The 16999-nt window shown below is 54.2% G+C and carries 16 protein-coding genes and 1 pseudogene; 5 read left to right on the top strand and 12 right to left on the bottom strand.

Annotated elements, in window-relative coordinates:
* Positions 1-10 precede the first annotated feature (10 nt).
* The 4 genes from Q8X51_RS00910 to Q8X51_RS00895 all read right to left on the bottom strand — a co-directional run bounded on the left by Q8X51_RS00910 (position 11) and on the right by Q8X51_RS00895 (position 4969).
* The gene (locus Q8X51_RS00910; RefSeq protein WP_407693425.1) at positions 11-1156 is read right to left on the bottom strand and encodes a cysteine desulfurase family protein; all 1146 of its coding nucleotides are present in this window, start codon (positions 1154-1156) and stop codon (positions 11-13) included.
* A gap of 47 nt (positions 1157-1203) precedes the next feature.
* Positions 1204-2076, bottom strand: a complete 873-nt coding sequence (locus Q8X51_RS00905; protein WP_407693424.1) for a hypothetical protein — start codon at positions 2074-2076, stop codon at positions 1204-1206.
* 104 nt (positions 2077-2180) lie between these two features.
* Positions 2181-3728, bottom strand: a complete 1548-nt coding sequence (locus tag Q8X51_RS00900) for a B12-binding domain/radical SAM domain-containing protein (protein WP_407693423.1) — start codon at positions 3726-3728, stop codon at positions 2181-2183.
* On the bottom strand, positions 3725-4969 hold the full coding sequence (locus tag Q8X51_RS00895; protein ID WP_407693422.1) for a PLP-dependent transferase: 1245 nt from the start codon (positions 4967-4969) through the stop codon (positions 3725-3727). The genes Q8X51_RS00900 and Q8X51_RS00895 overlap by 4 nt, the downstream gene beginning before the upstream one ends.
* A 312-nt stretch (positions 4970-5281) precedes the next feature.
* Here Q8X51_RS00895 and Q8X51_RS00890 point away from each other — a divergent pair.
* Positions 5282-5383 (top strand): annotated as a pseudogene (locus Q8X51_RS00890) (hypothetical protein); the annotation flags it as partial.
* Between the two features lie 65 nt (positions 5384-5448).
* Here Q8X51_RS00890 and Q8X51_RS00885 read toward each other — a convergent pair.
* The 3 genes from Q8X51_RS00885 to ptrR form a co-directional block, all read right to left on the bottom strand.
* The gene (locus Q8X51_RS00885; protein ID WP_407693421.1) at positions 5449-7548 is read right to left on the bottom strand and encodes an NAD(P)-dependent oxidoreductase; all 2100 of its coding nucleotides are present in this window, start codon (positions 7546-7548) and stop codon (positions 5449-5451) included.
* A 424-nt stretch (positions 7549-7972) separates the two neighbouring features.
* On the bottom strand, positions 7973-8095 hold the full coding sequence (locus Q8X51_RS00880; protein WP_003193089.1) for a PA1414 family protein: 123 nt from the start codon (positions 8093-8095) through the stop codon (positions 7973-7975).
* Positions 8096-8238: 143 nt separating this feature from the next.
* Positions 8239-9132 (bottom strand): putrescine utilization regulator PtrR, encoded by an 894-nt coding sequence (ptrR, locus tag Q8X51_RS00875; protein WP_065946851.1) that lies wholly within the window; start codon positions 9130-9132, stop codon positions 8239-8241.
* 103 nt (positions 9133-9235) lie between these two features.
* On the opposite strand from ptrR, the gene Q8X51_RS00870 reads away from it, so the two are divergent.
* Positions 9236-10444, top strand: a complete 1209-nt coding sequence (locus Q8X51_RS00870; RefSeq protein WP_407693420.1) for an MFS transporter — start codon at positions 9236-9238, stop codon at positions 10442-10444.
* Here Q8X51_RS00870 and Q8X51_RS00865 read toward each other — a convergent pair.
* The 3 genes from Q8X51_RS00865 to Q8X51_RS00855 form a co-directional block, all read right to left on the bottom strand.
* On the bottom strand, positions 10356-11798 hold the full coding sequence (locus Q8X51_RS00865; RefSeq protein WP_407693419.1) for an NCS1 family nucleobase:cation symporter-1: 1443 nt from the start codon (positions 11796-11798) through the stop codon (positions 10356-10358). The genes Q8X51_RS00870 and Q8X51_RS00865 overlap by 89 nt on opposite strands.
* A gap of 197 nt (positions 11799-11995) precedes the next feature.
* Complete coding sequence (locus Q8X51_RS00860; protein WP_407693418.1) at positions 11996-12394, bottom strand: DUF2177 family protein; 399 nt, start codon at positions 12392-12394, stop codon at positions 11996-11998.
* Positions 12395-12507: 113 nt separating this feature from the next.
* Complete coding sequence (locus Q8X51_RS00855) at positions 12508-13344, bottom strand: CvfB family protein (protein ID WP_053133042.1); 837 nt, start codon at positions 13342-13344, stop codon at positions 12508-12510.
* A gap of 322 nt (positions 13345-13666) precedes the next feature.
* Between Q8X51_RS00855 and Q8X51_RS00850 the strand changes: the two genes are divergently transcribed.
* From Q8X51_RS00850 to Q8X51_RS00840, 3 genes are all read left to right on the top strand, one after another.
* On the top strand, positions 13667-13846 hold the full coding sequence (locus Q8X51_RS00850) for a hypothetical protein (RefSeq protein ID WP_003193095.1): 180 nt from the start codon (positions 13667-13669) through the stop codon (positions 13844-13846).
* Positions 13847-14052: 206 nt separating this feature from the next.
* Positions 14053-14775 carry a TorF family putative porin gene (locus Q8X51_RS00845; RefSeq protein ID WP_027603777.1) on the top strand — a complete coding sequence of 241 codons (723 nt, stop codon included), beginning with the start codon at positions 14053-14055 and terminating at the stop codon, positions 14773-14775.
* 67 nt (positions 14776-14842) lie between these two features.
* Positions 14843-15709 (top strand): DUF6279 family lipoprotein, encoded by an 867-nt coding sequence (locus Q8X51_RS00840; RefSeq protein ID WP_065924702.1) that lies wholly within the window; start codon positions 14843-14845, stop codon positions 15707-15709.
* Here the strand turns inward: Q8X51_RS00840 and copD are convergent.
* Together copD and copC are read right to left on the bottom strand one after the other, a co-directional pair.
* Positions 15706-16587, bottom strand: a complete 882-nt coding sequence (gene copD, locus Q8X51_RS00835; protein ID WP_074847432.1) for a copper homeostasis membrane protein CopD — start codon at positions 16585-16587, stop codon at positions 15706-15708. The genes Q8X51_RS00840 and copD overlap by 4 nt on opposite strands.
* A complete protein-coding gene (copC, locus tag Q8X51_RS00830; protein ID WP_027603774.1) occupies positions 16584-16970 on the bottom strand; it encodes a copper homeostasis periplasmic binding protein CopC in 387 nt (128 codons plus the stop codon). The genes copD and copC overlap by 4 nt, the downstream gene beginning before the upstream one ends.
* Positions 16971-16999 lie beyond the last annotated feature (29 nt).

Below are 16999 nucleotides of genomic sequence, written 5' to 3'. Positions count from 1 at the left end.
CTCCTAAAATTTAAACAAGGCTTTGAAGTTTAAACACCTTAACCGCAATAATCTCGGCAGCCTCTCTAACCTCCTCCTCTTTAATAGTTGGGCTAATGGAAACTCTAATAGAGCAATTTGCCTGCTCATCACTTAGCCCCAGACCTTTTAACACATATGAAGCCTGCATATTATTGGAGTTACATGCCGACCCCGCTGCTATACAAACGCCCTCTAACGAGCTTATTAATACTTCGGATCTTACTTTATAAAAATGCAAGCTCAGTATATGAGGAATCGTATATTCAGCAGGCACATTTAATTCAAATCTAGCTCCATGAGACTTGATCACTGAAAGGAAGCACGACCTTAATTTAGCTACCTGCCTCCACTCTTTTTGCAAGTCAGCTCTACTTCTCAACTCGCAGGCCGCACCAAAACCAACAATCAACGGAGTAGGCATAGTTCCGCTTCGAAGACTGTTGACTTCGCCACCAAAAAATAATGGCCGCAACTTCCTCCTAGCGTTATCATTCAGATACAAGCCTCCGATACCTTTCGGACCACCTATTTTGTGAGCAGAAAAAGAAACACAATCTATACGCGTCCCCTTTAAGCTTAACGGAATTTTTCCAAAAGACTGGACAACATCTAGATGAAGTATTATTTCCCGCGATGCTGCAACCTCCGACAACATATCCAGATCCTGAATTACTCCCACTTCGGAATTCACATGACACAAGCTCAACAATTTCGTATTAGAATCAATTTCACGCTCTAAGGACTTTTTATTAATACGACCGTCAGACTCAATCTTAACATAACGAACATCCACCCCCCTGCGACAAAGCTCACGTGCAGCCTCAGTAACTGACTTATGATCAATGGCTGAAAATATTGCATTTGAGGGAGCAGTCTCACCATATTCAAATGCACCTAGAACTACAATATTATTACTTTCCGTTGCACCTGACGTAAATAATATCTCAGCCGGGTCGACTTGTAATAGCTTAGCCACCTTGGATCGAGCGACATTTATTGCATGACGTGCTACCTTCCCCATACTATGAGGAGAAGCTGGGTTAGCATAATCATCGAATTGATAAACTTTCATAATATCAACAATATCACTTTCGCACTTTGTTGATGCTGCAAAATCCAAATAGATTGTTTTCATGCCAGACCTCACAAATAGGACGCGCAAAAAAATAAAAACTTCTTTGACTAGGATCTAAAAACCGACACACTAACTAATTTATTGAAAATAGCATCGACGCTCATTTCTCCGCTGCCTCCTGGATCAGCAACAATAACCTTCATCCCGTTTAGTTCGTAAAGTTTAAGAGCTATTTCTATTCCTACCTTAACGGGCGAGTGGCATTCATTAGGTGCAAAAATAAGAATCAGCCTATGGCCATACTCATACACCTCACGCAACATCTCGGTTATCTCCCCAGCACAACCAGTTACGCCACAACTAATTAGCTGACTATAATTTCCATTATTATCAACGAAGGAAATCTCCGTTTCTTTTAAACCATCACCAACATACTTTCTTTCCAGCTTTCCTTGCTGTACAAGCTTAGTAGCGCTTTTTTGAAATCTATACTTCAGCCAGGTTTCCGGAAACGCGAGATTATTTTTTCGACTAGGAAGTATGTCTTCTTCCGAAAAAAGGCCCTGGGCCTTCATAGATTTTTTGTACGAAGAAGGCAGGCTCTGAAAATGTCTGTAAAACCGGTCCCTATGTTCACCAGCCGAGCCAAACTCGGGAGTGTATTGCCAATCATTTATCAAGAGCAAAAATCTGACTTTATTTTTGGTCTTAATTTTATAAACTCCACCTATTTTAAGAGCCATCTCCCAAGTGTACAAAGGAAAAATACCTACTCTATCGCGTACCCTAGCCCTAATAATTTCACCTTGTAAGTCTTGAGACACACCAGGCACTAATGAATTCGATTCCGAGTCATAGAACAGCATAAAATGCCCTCCCATAATCACCAAGTCCTGGCTATTAAAATCCAGCAATTGTTCTTGCAAAAATTCTAACATTTCTGCTTCCGAAGAAACGTATTTTTGATCTTCGCATATCATAACTACACTCCATATTTACTATGATTAAATACGGTTCACCACAACTTTATTTAAAGCAAAAATCGTCACACCAATTTCTAAATAATTTGGAATTTGGTTTCTCCTCAAAGACTCAGTAATTCGCGCGATCGACATACCACCTCAAACACCTCCTCATACTTTGGTTTTCCTACGTGCAGCATCGGGTACTCGGTAGAAGCCTCTCCGAAGCGATGAAATAAATCCATCATATGTACTTCCAAAACTGGCCACTTGAGATATTTGTAGTTCGCTCCATTATCTAAACCCTTTAATGGATGTTGCACAGCCCAGTTCATAGATACGACTACTGACGCTTCAACACTACAATTAATTTTTTCAATAAAATTGAGGAGCCTAATTCGCGACAAATGCGTCTCGCCAAGTCCAAAGAGCAACGCAAATCCGATCCTTATGCCACAAGAACTTAGTAGGTCACATGCTTCCTCAACTCGACTTGCCCAGGAACTCAATTTTGCTGACGTATCCTTATTCATTCCGCCTATTGAATAAGGATCTAGTGTTTCAATACCTAGAAAAACATAACTTAACCCAACAGCAGATAACCGAGCCAACTCCTCCGGGCGAGAAATAATTTGATCAACCGTAAACTGTGCGCCAAACCTCACAGGCAAATTGTCGCGCTCCATCAACTCACAAAAAGTTCTTATATTAGATCTTTTCCCCAGTAAAAATGTTGAATCTTCAACAAAAGCTGATGATTGCGTCTCCCTATACTCTAAAAAGATTGAGTTCGCCGCCTCACCTAATTGCCTATAGAGGCTGAATGGAGCTCCCGATATATTTTCAGGCCGCCCTACCACACTTAATCGCTCGCTACAAAAATCGCAGTCGAACACACAACCCGCCCCCGTATCGCTATAAACATGTGCTGTATGGAGGCCACCAAAAACCGTAAACCTTGATGTCGCACCAAATAATTTTGTAATACTTGGCAAGGTAGCTTTTTCGATTCGACCATATTTGCTGGATAACGTGAAAATTTCCTTCGATCTATTTATTGTGCCAGCGACCCAGTTGCCAGATGCATCACTAACATCCAACATTAAACGTTTTCTATCACACCGCCCTTCAAATTTTTTTCTACCTAAGGACTCTCCCAACCTGAAGATTAAATCTTCGGCCTCTCCTCCCACCACTAGGTCGAATACGTCCTCCAACTCCTCATTCGAAACAAGTTGAAGCGGCGAAGATCTATGATGAACAACTCTATTACTTTCATCTTTATACATAGATTCGGAGACATGCCGCCCCCCGAGCACTATGACACACTGGTCACCCATCCTTGCCCTGATATACGAGGCACACTCTAGTGCTCCACGCATACAAACGGACATTGCCCCGATCAACACCAAGTTTGGTTTTTCCAACTCCAAAAGTTTATCTAATCCGGGCAAGTCATCTAGTGAATACATCAGCATGCACGACTGTCGCCGCTTCAGGTAACCATCGGCCCAATTACTATCTCCCCATGCCCCTCTACCTTCATCTGCGGCGAACGCTGCAATACGAAGAGCATTAAATAAACTTACCGGATCAAAACTATTTACTATTGAATCTTTTTTCCCGCAAAGATGCTCAGGCGCTGCAATCGCTATCACCTGAAGTTTCATAGCTCCACACCTTCTGACGAACCTATTGATAAAAGAACGGTATTTAAATCCTCTGCGAGCTCACGCCAATCTTCCAGGCCTACGTATATCCTCACGCAGGACGAACTAGAAAGCGTATTATTTGAAGCAATTCTCCAAGTGCCAGGGTCAAAAATATAGTATGAGGATGAATTACCTCCCCAACCGTACGCTGATCGAAATAGGACTGACCTGTCCATCGCAGCAGTCAACTCTTTTATTGACACATCAAAAAAGCAAATAGTGAAGACTGAACACGCACCACAAAAATATTCTTTCCAGCTTTTATGGCTTGGGTGGCAACTTAAAGAAGGATGCAAAAAACTAGCATGCGGACATTTGTATTGAATATAAGCCAATATACGCCTAGTGGATGAATCTTGTGAGACCACTCTAATTCTCAACGTACTTAAACACGTTGCCAATCGCTCTGCGCACGTAGGTGACACGCTCAACCCGAGCAAGGCAGAACTTTTTCGAAAAATTATCTCCATGTTTTTTTCGCAAGTAACTATTGCACCGAGTGCAACCCCCACGGTTCCTCCGTAACACTTGCTTAGTGAAAGGATTACGACATCGGCACCAAATTTTATAGGGCAGAAGAAAACAGATGAAGACCAGGTATTGTCAAATACACACTTGACCTGCGCTTGTTTAGCAACCTCAAAAACCTTTTTAATATCCGGAATTTCATAATCAAAACCGCCAGGAGCTTCTAATAACACACAGAATGTTGAGTCCGCCACAAGCTCGTCAACTGTTACTTTCGACACTTCTCTAACTCCGAGCCTCCTTAGCCGAAACCCTAGACGGCATGCAAGTTCGTTTAACAAGTTGAGTGTTGAGTATGTTAACGAGTCAGAAACAAGTAATGTTCCACCTCTGCGCGAAATTGTAGAGATCACCAGAAACAATGAACTCTGTCCTGACGGTGTCAAAAGGGCACCCTTCCCGCCTTCCAAGATAGCGATAGAATTAGCTACTGCTTCGACGGTAGGTGTACTAATTGCCCCATATTGAAAACTGGAGTCGATTCTATCGCTTTGCTTCTCGAGCAAACTATCCCCCACTCCGACATTTGCTGTAGTTCTGTCCATGAGAACATTGGTCGCTGATACAACAGGAGGACTCGCTAGAGCAATTCCCGAAGTGTGATACTCGGCAACTCTAGCAAATACTGTATTACTTTTAGGCCGGTGAAATTTACTCCTTAAAATACGCATGCGCTAGCACCATTGAGGAAAGCACTGGAGCCACATTATTCTTTGGAGGAACAGCTTTTCATATTTAAATTCTACGTTCATATACCTGTCCTTTTTATCAGTAGGTTATTGAAGCGCACACGATAAAACTATTTCCTATTCAGCATTCAACCTACGCTTATTTTTTTAATCAAATAAGCCAACCGCTTCCGATAAACACGTAGTCCAGTTCCGACACTTGAAGACTAAAGCCTGACTCATATGCAAAATTTATATTTCACCGCCCTATTACCATCAAACGACAGCCGCTTATAATCAAGGAAGGGATAAACAAACACGCCGATCTACTAAAGCCTGGCGGTAGGGCTGGTGAGCTTTGTGCTGGTCAGTGTGCTGTCACGCCGGCCCGAGGCGGGGGTGGTTCGGGCGGTGTAAGCAATAACGGGGGTTGGAGCGGTTTCTTCAGCGGGCGCGACGTCGGATGTCGCGCCCGTTTTTTATCATGAGTACATGGCCGAAACTGCGGGTGCCTTTGCCTGGATGATTTCCTCGACCAAGGAGGCCCACACCAATCCCTGGGTGGTGCCGCCGGCATACGTTCCGCCGGCGGCAATGCGGTTGTAGGCGGAGCAATAAACTATCGACAGTCCATCCGGAGTGCCAGGCCTGGCACATTCGATAATTTGCAAGTCGCCACTTTCGATCGCCCGGCGGTAAGACTTTGGAAAGTGACGAGAAACGGCGGCTTGACATGCCGTCAGTATCTGCTCCTTGTACGCAGGCGTGGAATCGGGAGGAACCTGCCCACCAGAGACAAGAATATAGTCCCCGTCCAAGCGGCAATTCATGACACCAATGGGCAGATCGTACTGCAGTTTGAGTCCGCGCATTCCGACAGCTTCACTACCAACAGCACGCATCTTAAAAAACCAGCCAATGATCGCGATGACTTCTTCTTCCTCTACCCCCATGGCAGTGACGACGACGTGTTCTCTGCTCAACTCAGCAATTTGGACAGGACTTAGATGCTGGGGTAGGAACTGAACCCCAGAGCGCGCCAAAAGCGCCACTATCTCATCCCTTAGCTGTACAAATTCCACATCGTAACCCGATACTTCAATAGCCCGAGCGATCCCTGGGACCCCATAACTTTTCTGGAATTGAAGGCGACTGATCTCTACAAGTTCACGTCCTGGCTTGCCACTCGGCCAAGGCCTTTTTTCAATATCGCGTTGCTCGTGGATCGCGGCTTCTACGCCACTAGCGTCGTCCATAAACGCTCGTACAATCCGCGACCGTGCAAACCGTGCTAACGATGGATTGTCGGCCAGAAACTTTTCAAACAGCTCAATGCCTGCACGGTTGCACTCCACGGCCAGGTACTGGTTTCCAGGCGTCAGATAAGCGTTGTCCAGCGGCTTTGCAGTCGTCTCCGTGGCTGAAAGGTGGCGCATGTTCACCTGCTTATGAGTGGCGCCATCGCTCTGCTGATGTCCTCCGTAGACCGAGACCTGATAATTGGCCAGGCGGAACATCACGGCTTGGAGCAGGCCGTTGATGCCTCGACCGATGATCGATACGCGCGGCGCGCCGGCATCTGCCTGTTGCGCGGGGATCATCAATGAGTGGGCAAGTTTGCGCCGGACCAGGCAGCGCAAGGTGGTCAGGCTCAGTTGAATCGAGACGGCATAGTCAAGGTCGCCATGGCAGGCTTCAGTCATTGCCGCCTGGGTTGTCAGGGTCGCCGGTTTGCGCCACTTGGAGACACTGCAGCCGAGTGCCTGCGCGCGCACCCGAAATGCATCCAGTGTCCCAGGCCCGTAGTCCAATACAAGCTGGATAGCTTCAGCCGTTGCCAGGGCCCGCAAAGCGTCATCGCTGAAGACATCCGGCTTGGCGACGCAGACCAGACGAGCCTGTCTGTGCAGGCACTGAATAAGGGCCCGATCAATGCGATGGGTGGACTCATCATTCAGGGATAAACAGATAGCGACGGCACGAGCCCCCTCCAGCACCTCGAACCAGTCCACGCCAAAGGACACTCGGCTGTCGGAATAGGCTCTGCCGAGAGTGTCCGGCCTCTGACCATGTCGATCCAATACCTTGATCCGAACCTCCGGATCTCGATCAAGCAACAACTTGACCAGCTCCCTGCCCACGTTGCCGTATCCCAGCACACAGATGTCGCGCGGCAGGGAGCCATCGGCCAGTGTCAGCCAGCGCGCCATATAGGCGGCGACATGTGGCGCGTTGACCCCCGGCGTATTGACTACGCGGATGTCGTTGGAGCCGCAAAGGTCCAGTCGCACCTTATCCAGGCTCGTACCTCTGCGGATCAAATGGAGGTCGCCAAACGGGTGGGATATGCGCCATTGAGCGATGACGTCTGCATCGATCGCCTGGTCCCCGACAATGATCGCCGATGGACTCAGGAGACCGATCTGTATGAGCAGATCGTGTTTGGTCAATGTCGGGGGAAAGAACACCACGTTGCTGGGTGCGTGAGCCTTCCAGACTCTCGACACTGGTGCGAGATGCAGGATATTTCCGGTTATGGCGATGAGTGACGCGGCGACTGGCGGAATGGAAGAGAGCCTCATAGCTGTGTCTCCAACACTTCTGACGGACTGATGCCTCGCAGAGAGCCCTTCAATAAAGGTGGGCGTTATTGGAAGGCCGTTGAGGAACTCAACCTACGCTCATGGTTTGAATTGAATAAGCCAGCCAATTCTGATGAACAAGTAGCCTGATTCCGACACGTGAAGGTCAGAGGCCTGACTGACCTGCATGGATTCGGACTACTCGCCCAAGCTACCGAGGGGCGAGTGAGTGTTATGGCGTGAGGGGGCTATCGCGCAGGCCCGAGGCAAGGGTGACTGGGGCGGCGGGAGGTAGGACTGGCGTTGGAAACGCTGTGTGGACGCTGCGACGTGGGATGTCACGCCCGCTGGTTTTGCCTGGCGCAAAATAAACGGTGGGAGCGGGCTTACTCGCCCCCACCTTTAATCCTGCTTCAGCCAGAGATTATCTGCGGCGAGGACGACGCTGCTCGTCATCGGTACGAATCGGCACCGGTTGCAGGGGTGGCTCGATCAAGCCCAATGCAACGCCAAGGTCGTGGAGCCAGTTCTGGATTTTCTCTTTCATGGTTTGCCCCCTTTGAGGGAAATGCTGGTCGGCGCAAGTTCTGTCGCCTTTTCCTACATTGATAGTAGCCCTAAGTCCTACGTATTGCTTGAATGAAACCACAACGAACTGTTACTGAATTGATGCAAATCCTGACGGATCGCTCAAGCAATCGCACGTGCGTCTTGCAGGACCTCGGCCCTGCCCTCTTGCTGCAGGTCGATCCATGCGTTGAGGTTAGCGCCGAGCATACCCTTTCGCCACATCAGCCAGGTCGTCGCAGTGGCAAATTGCCCTGTCAGCGGATGAACGGACACGCTGTCCTTACCTGGCAGGCTGTCGAGCATGGATTCGGACATCAGCGCCACCCCTGAACCGGCGATGACACAGGCGAGCATGCCTTGGTAAGACTCGATCTCAATCGCCCGCCCCATGGCGACGTGCTCGTGGGAAAACCAGGTTTCCAGGCGCGCGCGGTAGGCGCAACTGCGGCGAAAAGTGAACACCGAACGGCCAGCAACATCCTGTGGCCCGCGCACCGGTGGGTGGTCGGCTTCGCATATCAGCACCAGGCGTTCTTCGCACAGGGCCACACCGTCCAGGGAGGCAATCGTGATGGGCCCGTCCACAAATGCGGCGTCCAGGCGACCGGTGATCAACCCTTCGAGCAGTTCACCGCTGGGCGCCGACAGCACCTGGAGGTTCACCATCGGATACGCCTTGTGATAGCACGCCAGCAGCTTCGGCAAATGCACTGCTGCCGTGCTGTACATGCTGCCCAGTACAAAATTGCCGGCCGGTTGCCCGCCTTGCACGGCGCCATGGGCTTCATCATGCAGCGCCAGCAGACGAGTGCTGTAGTCCAGCAACACCTTGCCCGCCGGAGAAAGCTGCAAGCGCTGGCGCTCGCGCACGAACAATTCCACGCCAAGCTGTTCTTCCATCTGCTTGAGCCGGGTCGACAAGTTCGACGGCACTCGATGCAGGCGCTCGGCAGCGCGGGTGATGGAGCCCTCTTCCGCCACGGCCTGGAAGATGCGCAATTGACTGAACTCCATGGCTTTCTCCAAAACTGAACAAGTTAATCACTATTATTCATTTTTACAGAAAGTCAATCCGCTCTAGCCTGACGGTATTCGCTTACCCGCAGGACACCCGACCATGTCACCCCTCACCCGCTTACTCGCCAGCTTTATCGCCCTGATGATGGCCATGGGCATTGGCCGCTTCGCCCTTACCCCGCAAATGCCCCACTTGCTCAGTGAAGGCCAGATCGACCTGACCGGCGCCGGACTGATCGCAGCGGCCAATTACCTGGGCTACTTCGTAGGCGCGGTGGATTCGATTTTTGCGCGCAGCCATCACCATGTGCGGGGTCGCCTGTATGGCGGGCTCTGGTTGTGCGTGCTGCTGACCCTGGCGTCTTACTGGACCCAGGGTTTCTGGCCACACATGCTGTTGCGCTTCGGTACCGGCGTTGCAAGTGCCTGGGCATTGGTGATGATCACCAGCCTGAGCCAGCCGCTGGCGATTGCCGCCGGGCGTGCACGCCTCGGCGCCCTGGTGTTCGCCGGGCCGGGGCTGGGGATTGTATTGACCGGGTTGCTGGCGCTGGGCTCCAACCTGTTGGGCCAAAGCTCTGCAACCTTGTGGCTGATCTACGGCGTAGTGGCGCTGGTGATGCTGCTGGCAATCTTGCCCTTCCTGCCACAGCCGTCCGCCGTCACTGCGCCTGTTGCAAGCCGCGCCGACACGGCCAGCAACGGCAGCATTACTCACCTGTGCTGGATCTACGTGTTGTTCGGCCTGGGCTACATCATTCCGGCGACCTTCCTGTCACAGATGGCCAGCGCGCAATTCAAGGGCGCCTGGCAGGCTGATCTGTTCTGGCCCTGCTTTGGTTTGGCCGCGGCGATTGGGGTAGTGGTCGCAAGCCTGCGTCCCAAGGACCCGGACACCACCCGCCGCTGGCTGATGACCACGTTGTGGCTGCAGGCGGCCGGGGTATTCGCCTGCCTGCTGGGCAACGGTTGGGGCCTGGCGCTGGGGGTGTTGCTGTGCGGCGGGCCGTTCCTGGCCTGCATGCAGTTGGTGATGGCGCGCCTGCGGGACGTTGCGCCCCACGGCTATCAGCGCAACACCGGGCTGCTGACCGCCAGCTTTGCCATCGGCCAGTTGAGTGGGCCGTTGCTGGCGTCGGTGAGCAGCCACCTGAGCGGTGGCCTGCAAGCGGCGTTGGTGATTGCCGGTGCAGGCCTGTCAGTGGCGGGAGGGGTGTTGGTCAGCCGGCGACCAACGGTGCCGGCGCACGAACCTGCTCACGCCGCGCCAACACCAGGAAAAACAGCCCACCCAGGAAGCAGCCGGTGAACCAGGCAAAGTTAGCCATGCCCTGCAACGCCGGCGTGAAGGTGATCGCAACACCTGCCAGGGTCGCAGGCACCAGGGCCTTGACCGCCGTCCAGTTCACACCGCCGTCGAAGTAATAGCGCCCGCTCGGGCTGTCATCGAACAGCGCGTCCACGTCGATCTTCTGCTTTTTGATCAGGTAGAAGTCCACCAGCAGAATCCCGAACAGCGGGCCGATAAAGGCCGCGAGGATATCCAGGGTGTAGTGGATCATCAGCGGGTTATTGAACAGGTTCCACGGGGTGATGAAGATCGACGCCACCGCGGCGATCATGCCGCCGGCGCGCCAGCTGATTTTGCTCGGTGCGACGTTGGCGAAGTCGAACGCCGGTGACACGAAGTTGGCGACGATGTTGATGCCGATGGTGGCAGTCACAAATGCAAAAGCGCCCAGCAGCACCGCCATGCTGTTATCAATGCGCGAGACGGTAGCGATCGGGTCATGGAGCATTTCGCCAAACACCGGCAAGGTGCCCGAGACGATCACCACGGTCACCAGGGAAAACGCCAGGAAGTTCACCGGCAGGCCCCAGAAGTTGCCACGCCGCACGTCCTGCATGCTGCGGCAATAACGGCTGAAATCACCGAAATTCAGGGTTGGCCCGGAAAAATACGACACCACCAGCGCCGTCGCCACGATCACTTGGCCGAACGCCTGCCAGCCCGACAGGGATTTTTCCGCCAGGGTAAAGCTGATATTTGCCCACCCTGCCTTCCAGACGATCCAGCCGGCCAGGGCAAACATCACCGCATAGACCACCGGCCCCGCCCAATCGATAAAGCGGCGGATGGACTCCATGCCGGCCCAGAACACGGCCGCCTGCAACACCCATAAACTGAGGAAACCAAACCAGCCCAGGTAAGACAGGCCGGCAAAATGCGGCTCTGCAAACACCGCCATCTGTGGGAAAAAGCGCAATACCACAATGATCAGGGCACTCGACGCCAGGTAGGTCTGAATCCCGTACCAAGCCACCGCAATCAAGCCGCGAATCACGGCGGGAATGTTCGCGCCGAACACGCCAAACGCCAGCCGGCAGATCACGGGATAGGGCACGGCGGCCTGCTGGCTGGGCTTGGCCACCAGGTTGGCAATCAATTGCACAATGCAAATGCCTGCCAGCAAGGCAATCAATACCTGCCAACTGGCCAGCCCCAGCGCAAACAGACTGGCGGCGAACACATAGCCACCCACGCTGTGCACGTCACTCATCCAGAAGGCAGAGATGTTGTACCAGGTCCACTTTTGCGGCAGCGGCCCCAGGTCCTGGTTGTACAGGCGGGGGCTGTAGCCTTTGGGCAATTGTTCGGTCATCGCGGGCTCCTCGTCATACCGGCCTGCGCTTCCGTCACGGGGTGCATACGGGAGGCGGCATGGTTTGTATACGAGACAGTCAGCAGAATACGTGCCAATAGCACACAATCCCTCTAAAACCGCGTTCCAAAGGGCTACACAGAGCTTTAGTAACGGGGACTGCGCTCAGCAACGGTGCAGATTAATCCTGTACACAATCACCGGTGCACCCGATGTGCACACAAGTACCCGACCGTGCAACAGGCCGCTGTGAGGAAGGTGCCCCAGGCCATGTCCATCACCGCCAACCCGCCGGACCAGCCTTGCAGCGTGGCCCAATTGCTCAGGTCATAGGTGCCGTAGGCCACCAGGCCCAGCAATGCACCCAGTCGCGCCGCGCGCTGCCAGCTGGCACTGGGCAAGACCACGAACACCACGCAACCGAGGACATACAGGAGATAGAACAGCACTGCGGGCAACAGGCGAGGCTGATCGAGCATCAGCGGGCCCAGCAGGGATTTGTAGGTCGGGCCCATGAGGACGCCAAGCCAGAGGCCGTCGAGGACCAGGAAGGCAAGCAAGGTGCCGAGGTAGGCAAAGACAGACTTCTTGGACATTGATGCAGCCTCTGTAGGAGCGAGCTTGCTCGCGAAAATATTCCAGGCGCATCACGGTGTCGGATGGACCTTTTTCGCGAGCAAGCTCGCTCCTACAGAAGAGCAAACCGCACTCAGCTTAGTTCAATGCGATCCGCGTGAATCACGATCTGGCCCTGCTTGTAGAGTGCACCAATGGCTTTCTTGAAGTTGCCCTTGCTCACGCCAAACAAGTTGCTGATCACCGCCGGATCGCTCTTGTCGCTGACCGGCAAACTGCCGTTGTTTTCACGCAACTTGGCGAGGATCTTCGAGTTGAGGCTGGACGCCGCTTCCTGGCCGACCGGTTGCAGGCTCAGGCTGATGTTGCCATCGGCGCGGATCTCTTTGATAAAGCCTTTCTCTTCCTTGCCCGGGCGCAGAAACTTGAACACTTCGTTCTTGTGGATCAGGCCCCAGTGCTTGTTGTTGATGATCGCCTTGAAGCCCATGTCGGTGGCTTCGGCGACCAGCAGGTCGACTTCCTGGCCCACGACGTAGTTGGCCGGCGTCTTGTCCAGGTAGCGGTCGAGGCGCGCGGTCGCGGTAATACGCTTGGTGTGTTTGTCGAGGTAGACATGCACCACGCAGTATTCACCGGCGGTCATCTGACGTTTCTCTTCCGAATACGGCAGCAACAGATCCTTTGGCAAGCCCCAGTCGAGGAACACGCCAATACTGTTGACTTCCACGACTTTCAAACTGGCAAATTCGCCGACTTGAACTTTCGGTTTTTCGGTAGTGGCGATAAGTTTGTCATCGCTGTCCAGATAAATGAAAACGTTAAGCCAGTCTTCATCTTCACTGGGAATATCTTTGGGGATATACCGATTAGGCAAGAGGATTTCGCCATCTTGCGCACCATCGAGGTACAAACCAAAGTTAGTGTGTTTAACCACTTGCAAGCTGTTGTAGCGCCCGACTAAAGCCATTTCCAATACCCTCATTGCGTGGGCGGCATTCTACCCGAGTTGCGCTTGCCACGCGCGTGCGCCTGAAAAATCGCGGGTTTGCCTGGCGTTCCAGTGGCACCGCCCCGCTCGTCCGATCATTCGGCTGAGTTTTGCCACGCCGCCGGTGCCGGCTCAGCCCGTGGTTTCGAGTTAAAACAGTAAGTTAGGGGCTAATATCAAAAATAAACTTTGGCTGTTTTCAGCTGCCGCTCTTATTCCCGGGGGATATTTACCAAGCAATTGTCAAGTATTTCCTGTACGATGCCTGGCCAAGTTAATTTTCTACAGGTTAGTGGCCGCCATGCGTGTAAAAGCATCCAACAGCAAAGCAAAGCCAGCTCCCGCCGTTGAAACCAGCGAATCGATCAACAGCCAGATTGCTGCTTTCCTCAAGTCCGGTGGCGAAATCCAGCAAATTGCCAAGGGCGTGAGCGGCCAGACTTTCGGCCCGTCCAAGCAGATCAGCCTGGGTAAAAAGTAATACCGCGCAGCACATCTGGTCCCTAAGCGTCTTGCCTTCAAGGCGCTAGGACTAGAGCCCGAAATACCCTCTCGCGTCACCTTCAGAACGTGCAAATCGACGAACGGGCCTCACCTCCTGACATTCGCCGGTATGCTTGCACACGTCTAGCACGGGCATCTGCCCTATTTTTCCGTTACTGCTCCTCGCTTTTCATGGAGTGAAGCATGCTTAAACGCTGCATTTTCGTGGCCAGTATCCTGGCGGCCAGCCCTCTCGCCGAAGCGCAGATTTTCCAGCGTGAACTGGGCGACTTCGACCTGAAATTGGGCACCACCCCCAGCCGCAGCATGGCCCAGGGCCTGGTCAAGCCGACCTCGCCGGGCAGTGACTCGTTCCATGGCGGGCTGGACCTGAGCCATGACAGCGGCCTGTACTTCGGCCAGTTTTCGCCGAACATGGGCCTGTCCTCGGCCAGCACTCTCGAAGTCGATTCGTACATGGGGTTCAAGCACCCTTTCGACCAGACCCTGGGCTATGAAGTCGGCCTGATCCACTACAGCTACCCCAAGCTCAGCCCCCTCGACAGCCAGGAGTTCTACGGCGGTCTGAATCTACTCGGCAATCGTTTCGGCGCTTCCTTCAGCAACGACCCGGACCGCCAGGACAGCACGCTGTTCGCCGACCTCGGCGGTACCCAGCCCTTCGGCATCGGCGTCAGCATGAAATACACCACCCATCAGCTGGGCACGCCGGCTTCGGTAGAGGGCGGCACCATCAGCAGCTTCAGCGACTGGTCGGTACAGTTCTCCCGCGCCTGGAAAGGCATCGACCTGGACCTGATCTACAGCGACTCCAGCCTCAGCGGTGGCGATTGTTCGGCCTACTCCGGACACAATTCGCAATGCGATGGCCTGTTGACCCTGAAGGCGGTGCGGTCGTTTTATTGATGGGCTGAACTGTCGCGTGCGCCGCGGGTTCACATGCATTAACTCCCCTATGCGCAAGGACACGCCCATGTTGCATCGGCTCAAACTGCTGGTGGTATTCCTGACCCTGAGCCTGGTGCTAGCCGGCTGCAACCGTGTGGGCCTGGCCTACCGCAACCTGGACGTGATCATCCCCTGGACCCTCAACGACTACCTGGACATGAACGCCGGGCAGAAGAGCTGGTTCAACGACAAGCTCAAGGACCACCTGGCCTGGCACTGCACCACACAATTGCCGGGTTACCTCGACTGGCTCGACCGCCTGCAAGCAATGGTCGAGAGCAACCAGGTCACCGATGCAGCGCTGCAAACCCGCACGGTTGAGGCCAAGCAGGCGATTGCCGAGGTGGCGCGGGAAATCACCCCGTCGGCGATTGAATTGTTACAAGGACTGGATGACCAACAGGTCAACGACATGAACGATGCCCTGGCCAAGGACCTGCGCAAACGCCAGGACGAATACCTCAAGCCGCCGCTGGCCAAGCAGATCCAGGACCGCGCCGAGCGTATGAACAAGCGTCTGGATGCGTGGATGGGGCCACTGAGCGATAGCCAGAAGAACCGGGTCATGGCCTGGTCCATCAGCCTGGGCGAGCAGAACGAGCAGTGGATCGGCAACCGTGCCCACTGGCAGGCACAATTCATCGACGCCGTGCAGCAACGCCACAGCGCCGATTTCCCGCAGAAAATCCAGCAACTGCTGGTGGACCGCGAAAGCCTGTGGACACCGGAGTATCGCGCGGCGTATGCCCAGACCGAAGCCGCCGCGCGCAGCCTGATCATCGACGTCATGGCCGACAGCAGCGTGCCGCAACGGCTGAAACTCACCCAGAAAATCGACAAGGTCCGCAGTGACTTCCAGGCGCTCAAATGCCTGAAAAGCGCGCAGTCCTAATTGGGCGCCAGGGTGCCCAACCAGGCCACCAGCGCGAGGATCAGCGCCCCTGCCCCCATCTCCAGCACCATGCTGCGCCGTAGCGCAGCCATGGCAGCGACATAATCACCGGTCGCCACGGACCGTTGCAGAAGCGGCGTCAGGTGGAAACGATTGAGCGCCGCCAGCCCCAGCATCAAGCCAAACAGTCCCAGCTTCAGGCACAACAGGATCGCGTAGACACCGCCGGTAAGGCCCTCCAGATTCAGCCCGACCACCAGCAGATAGTTGACCACACCGGTGCCGATCAGCACCGCGACAAATCCCGCTCCCACATGCTCGAACCCCTTCAGCGCCCTTGCCAGCACCCGAACGTGATAAGCATCGTGCAAAGACGTGCGCCTCGACAACAACCCGAACGCCGCCAACGCCCCGACCCAGCCGCCGGCCGCCAACAGATGCGCGCCGTCGCTGAGGATGTGCCACACACCCAGCGTGCCTTCATGCATCACGCCGTGCCCGGTCCACGCCAGCGTCACCAACGCGGCGGCGCCCGACAACGTGGCCAATGGCAGGCGAGTGCCAAGCGCAGCCACCACCAGCGCCGCCATCCGTAGCCACCACGTCAAGCCCAGGTCGGTCTGCCAGAGCATCATGTGCAGATGCGGCCACAGCGTCTGCCAATCCGTCGCGCCACTCATGGCCTGGGTCAGCGTCAACAGCGACGCCATCGACAGCACTATCCCGACGCCAGCCGTCAGCCGCAGCAGGCCCTTCAAATTCAGCAGCACGCGCTCCGGCGCCTTGAGCCCGTAGAGACCAAAGAGCCCCAGGCCAAACAACAGCATCAGGTCAAGATAGAGCGCAAAGCGCAGTGTGACTTGGGTCAATTCGCTCATGGCTGGACGCTGAACACCACGTTACCGGTAATCGGGTGCGTGTCGGATGACACTGCGCGCCAATCGACCCGGTAGGTGCCGGTAGCCAGTGCAGAGGCCGGCTTGATCAGCATCACCCTGGGGTCGGTGCTCGCCGCGACACTGGCCTTGATGGGCATCGGCGAATTGGGCATGCCGGGCATATCGGTCATGGTCAGCCTGGCCCCGGAAAACTGCGTCAGCAGGTTCTCCGAAAAGCGCAGTTCAATGACGGCCGGCGCGGCACCTTGGGCCCCGGCTGGAGGGAGGGAGGACAACAGTTTCGGATGGGCCGAGGCCGGCAGGCTGATCATCAATCCGACCCACAGCGCCCCCCCTGTTAACGCGGTTTTCAACATCGACATGCAAGGCTCCAGGCCGCTCAAGGCGGCGA

Source organism: Pseudomonas sp. Yb2C2 (assembly GCF_052112325.1).
Lineage (GTDB): Bacteria > Pseudomonadota > Gammaproteobacteria > Pseudomonadales > Pseudomonadaceae > Aquipseudomonas > Aquipseudomonas marginalis.
This window is presented reverse-complemented; position numbering and strand designations above follow the sequence as displayed.